The organism is Streptomyces mesophilus, assembly GCF_011044995.1.
Taxonomy (GTDB): domain Bacteria; phylum Actinomycetota; class Actinomycetes; order Streptomycetales; family Streptomycetaceae; genus Streptomyces; species Streptomyces mesophilus.
Genome location: NZ_JAAKZW010000370.1, coordinates 1 through 4,810 on the forward strand (window position 1 = coordinate 1; position 4,810 = coordinate 4,810).

3 protein-coding genes and 1 tRNA gene are annotated in these 4,810 nt (G+C 72.8%); 1 reads left to right on the top strand and 3 read right to left on the bottom strand.

All coding sequences use genetic code 11. From position 1 onward, the window contains the following. The 3 genes from G6045_RS39240 to G6045_RS39250 all read right to left on the bottom strand — a co-directional run. A partial coding sequence (locus G6045_RS39240) for a single-stranded DNA-binding protein (protein WP_165337030.1) occupies positions 1–405 on the bottom strand: 405 nt, incomplete at its 3' end. A gap of 139 nt (positions 406–544) precedes the next feature. Continuing rightward, positions 545–2,458, bottom strand: a complete 1,914-nt coding sequence (locus tag G6045_RS39245; RefSeq protein WP_165337031.1) for a YfjP family GTPase — start codon at positions 2,456–2,458, stop codon at positions 545–547. 5 nt (positions 2,459–2,463) lie between these two features. Next, positions 2,464–4,092, bottom strand: coding sequence for a dynamin family protein (locus tag G6045_RS39250; protein WP_165337032.1), 1,629 nt, complete (start codon positions 4,090–4,092; stop codon positions 2,464–2,466). Positions 4,093–4,538: 446 nt separating this feature from the next. Between G6045_RS39250 and G6045_RS39255 the strand changes: the two genes are divergently transcribed. Further along, a tRNA-Arg gene (locus G6045_RS39255) sits at positions 4,539–4,614 on the top strand. Positions 4,615–4,810: the final 196 nt, after the last annotated feature.

Genomic DNA, 4,810 nt, shown 5'->3' on the forward strand with positions numbered 1-4,810 from the left:
CGCCCCGACATCGCCCGCCCCGGCCGTCAGCGCCGGATTGGCCCGCGACACCCGCCGGAACGCGGCCGTGCCCCGCGACAGGTCATGCCCGAGCGCCAGCGCCTCGATATCGACGCCCAACACGCTCTGGGTCCCCGCCACCCCGCTCTCCTGCTTCACCTTCAACCGGCCCTGGATCACCACGGGATCGCCCAGGGACACCGACGACGCCACGTTCTCCGCGAGGCCCCGCCAGGCGAACACGGTGAGGAAATTGGTATGTCCGTCCCGCCAGTCCTGCGTCGCCCGGTCGTAGTACCGCGCCGTCGAAGCGAGCCGGAACCTGACCATCGCCCCGTTCGCCGTCACCCGCGTCACCGGCGCCGTCGCGACATTCCCCACGACCGTCACCAAGGTCTCGTTCATCCCGATCACCCTCCCCTGTGCGCGCATCCGCGCACGGCATGCGTACGGGCCCGCCCCGTACGACTGCGGCCGAGACCTCCGGCGCTCCGCCGCGATCTCAGGCTGCACCGAACGGCACGAGCCCGCTTCAGCCTGTGGACTACCGGCTGGTTGTGGACAACTCCGTCACCCGCCCGAGGGATCCAACCGTGCCCGAACCCACCGAAAACGCCCCGGTACCGACTCCCGAGCCGTCCAAGCCTCCCGAACCTCCCAGGCCTCCCGAACCGCCCATCACCGACGGCACCACCCCGAGCACCTTCATGTACTGCTCCCGCACCTCCCGGTACCGCAGCAGCTCCGACGCGACCGGATCGAGCACCCGCTGCCGCCCGCACGCCGCGGCCGCCTCCCGCAGCTTCCGCTCGGCCTCCTGTCCGTACCGTCGGGCAGGCCCGCGCGCGGCCATCCGGCAGGCCCACTCCACACAGGGACCGCCCACGATGCCCGCCATCATCAGCAGCACCGGAGCCGTCAGATTCGGCTCGGCGACCCCGACGACCTGCCCGAACAGCCAGAGACCGCCGACCACTTGGAGCAGCGTCATCAGGGCCTGCACCAGGACGGCCATCGGCCACCAGCCCGGCCGCGGCGGCTTGCGCGCGGGCAGCGCCGCGCTCACCGCCAGCTCGTCGAGCGCCTCCGGCAGCCCCTCACCGCCCCGCGCCGCGGCGTCCCGTACCGCCTGCGCCCAGGGCGCCGGAAGCCCGGCCGCCGCTTCGTCGCCGACCGTACGTACCGCCTGCTCGACGCGCTGGCGCGCCGTCGCCTCCTCGTCCACCGGCGCCGAGTCGTCCGGTGCGGCGGCGGGACCGGTGCGCTGCGCCTCGTACCAGCGCCAGAGCCTGAGCCACGGCGTACCGCACGCCTTGCTCGCCCCGCGCCGCCAGGACCGCTCGGCCGCCTCGCCCGCGGCCCCCGCGCCCACCGCCTCGGAGAGCCGGTCCGCGAACTCCTCGCGCGCCCGCTCGCTCAGGCCGATCCGCCGGCCCGGCGCGTACACCGGCTTGAGCTGCCGGGCCGCCGCGTCCAGATCCGCCGAGATCCGCCGTGCGGCAGCACCCCGCTCGGCGACGAACTGTCCGAGCGCATCACGCAGTTCGCCCACGCCGTCGCCGGTCAGAGCGGACAGCGCGAGCACCGTCGCACCGGGCTCCCCGTGCTCGCCGAGCGCGATCCCGTCCTCGTCGAGCAGCCGGCGCAGATCGTCGAGCACCAGGTCGGCGGAGTCCCCGGGCAGCCGGTCCGTCTGGTTGAGGACCACGAAGGTGACCTCGGCATGACCGGCGAGCGGCCGCAGATAGCGCTCGTGCAGGACGGCGTCCCCGTACTTCTCCGGGTCCACCACCCAGATCACCGCGTCGACGAGTTTCAGCATCCGGTCCACGTGCTCACGGTGTGCGACCGCGGCCGAGTCGTGGTCCGGCAGATCGATCAGTACGAGACCGGCGAGGCGAGGGTCGGGATCGGGTCCCTGGAGCGGCCGGCGCCGCAGGCGTCCGGGGATCTCGAGGCGGTCCAGGAGCGAGGCCGCCCCGTCGGACCAGCTGCAGGCCAGCGGCGCCGCGGTGGTCGGCCGGCGCACTCCCGTATCCGAAATGGCCACCCCGGCAAGGGCGTTGAACAGCGTCGACTTCCCGCTGCCCGTCGCGCCCGCCACGGCCACCACGGTGTGCCGCTCGGACAGACCCCGCCGTGCCGCGGCCTGGTCGAGCACCTGCCCGGCCTCGGCGAGCGTGCGGCCGTCCAGGCGCGTCCGCGAAAGGCCGACGAGCTCACGCATCGCGTCGAGCCGGGCCCGCAGCGGCGCGTCGTATGTCAGACCCCGCGAGTGGTACGCCTCCTCGCGCGCCCGGATCTCCTCCTCGGCCGCGACCCGCCGCGCGATCAGACCGTCGTCCCAGACGGACTCCTCCGCCTCGGCGACCTCCGCGTGCTCTGGAGGTTCCGCCTCCGCGGCCGCTACGGGCTCCGCGGGCTCCTGCCCGCCGGTGTGGTCAGTGACGGCAGTCATGGCGGTCACCTCTCCTTCTGCAGTACGGACAGCGCGGCGATCAACTCGGCCTGGGGTTCCGGATGGACGTCGAGGGTGTCGAGGGGGGCGAGTCGACGGTCCCGTTCGGCCTTCAGCGCCTTCTCCACGTACGAAGCGAGCAGCTTGCCCCCGCGATCGCGCAGCTTCAGCGCACCCTGCGCCCCGATCCGCTCGGCGAGCGACTCCCCCGCGGAACGCGCCCTGCGTCCGCCGAGCAGCGCCGTGGCGAGCAGCGCCGCCACGGGCTCGGCGTCTGCGGCGCCCGCCTTGCCCGAACGCGAGCCCGAGGATGGGTTGTCGAGGCCGCGCAGTTCGTCCTCGACGTACTCCTCGAGCACCCGCCGCCAGCGCCGCACGCTCAGCCCGATCCGGTGCTCCGCCCCTTCGCCGTCGCTCTCGCGCGCGGCCAACTCCCCTGCCGCCGCGTCCCGCTGCCATGCCTCGTCGATACGGCGGTCAGCGGCCGAAACGGCGCACACAAGGACCGTGGCGAGGCTCTCCACCACGGCGTCGAGCAGCTCGCCCGCCGTGCAGTCGAGGGGATACGCCCGCCACCGCGCGAGCGCCCCGCCGGCCAGCACCGCCCCGGCCTGCAGCCGCCCGCGCACCCGCGCCTGCTCGCTCTCGTACGCCTCGTCGACCACGGTCGTCAGACGCACCGAGGCGGCGTGCTGGGCGGCCACGGCGCTCGCGAGTTCGGGCATACGCGAGTTCAGCGAATCGAGCAGCCCCGTCGCCGTACGGCTGAGGGCGAAGCCCCTGGCCTGCTCATCCTGTACGCGATGCGTGAGCCAGGCCCGCAGGGGCGCCACGGCCGTGGCCGGCAGCAGCCCGCCGCCGCCGGTGGACTCGGGCAGCTCGGGCACGGTGAACCGGGGCACCTCGCCCAGACCGGCCTTCGCGAGCAGCGCGCCGTACTGCCGCGACACCTCGGCCACGACCTGGTGCGGCACCCGGTCGAGCACGGTCACCAGCGTGGCGTCGTACTCCTTGGCGGTCCGCAGCAGATGCCAGGGCACGGCGTCGGCGTAGCGCGCGGCGGTCGTGACCATCACCCAGACGTCGGCGGCGCAGATCAACTCGGCGGCCAGGACCCGGTTCTCGGCGACGAGCGAGTCGATGTCGGGCGCGTCCAGCAGGGCGAGCCCGCGCGGCAGCGTGGCCGCGGTCTCGACCCTCAGCGCCCGCTCGCCGGGCTTGGCGATCGCGTCGCGCCCGCCCTTCTCGCTGCTCTGCGGCACCCATACGCGGGTGAGTTCGGGCAGGACGCGCAGGTCGGCGAACCAGTGGTGATCGTCCGGGTGGCAGACGAGCACCGGCGTCCGGGTCGTGGGCCGCAGCACTCCCGCCTCGCTGACCTGCCGTCCGACCAGCGAGTTCACCAGCGTGGACTTGCCGGCCCCGGTCGAGCCGCCGATCACGACGAGCAGCGGCGCTTCGGGCTGCTTGAGACGGGGCACGAGATAGTCGTCGAGCTGCGCGAGCAGCTCCTCCCGATTGGCCCGCGCGCGTGGCGCGCCCGCCAACGGGAGCGGAAAGCGCGCGGCGGCGACACGGTCGCGCAGGGCGGAGAGTGCGTCGAGCAGCTGAGGCCGTACGTCCAAGGTCACCACATGCGAAGAATGCCCAATTTTGTTTGGTTTCTGAAGGATATGGGCCTCTCTGCGCGCCGATGGTCGTCTGATCGACACGATTCGCGTACGGAGGGACGCATGTTCGCGTACGGAGGGCACGCACGTTCGCCTACGGAGGGCACGCGCGTTCACCTACGGAGGGACGCCTGGAGGAGTGGAGCAATCGAGGCGACATCGAGGCAACCGGGACGACCGTGACGACTGGGGCGCAGGCATAACGAGTGCACAACACCCGGGGCGTGAGACGCCAAAAGCGATGCAGGATTCGTACCTGCCTGCGATTATCGGAAACCGCTTCACTGAAACTCCACATCGTGCCACGGAGCAGAAGCGCCCGGGACAGGGGGCGGCGACCCCTATCCTTGTCCCCGGCAAGGTCACGGATCTCCCCCCAGTCCGCCGTCCAAGCCACCGGCCACACACCGGCCCCCGTAGCTCAGTGGATAGAGCAGGCGCCTTCTAAGCGCTTGGCCGCAGGTTCGAGTCCTGCCGGGGGCGCCAGTCTCCGTCCTCCCCTCAGGGAGGGCTTTCACCGGCGTTTCGCGGGTGGCCGTGTCGCATGCGTACCGAAGTGCTCTGCCGGAGGGGCGGCCGGCGCCGGCTCGAAGACGGGGGCGGCATGGCCTTGCGCGCACCGCGGCACGCCCGGGGATGACCGGCCCGGCGAGGACGCCGCCCAAGTCACCCTGGAACAGCA

Excerpts from the sequence above, each read along its gene's own strand:
- G6045_RS39245 (WP_165337031.1), bottom strand. The coding sequence starts at position 2,458 with ATGACTGCCGTCACTGACCACACCGGCGGGCAGGAGCCCGCGGAGCCC.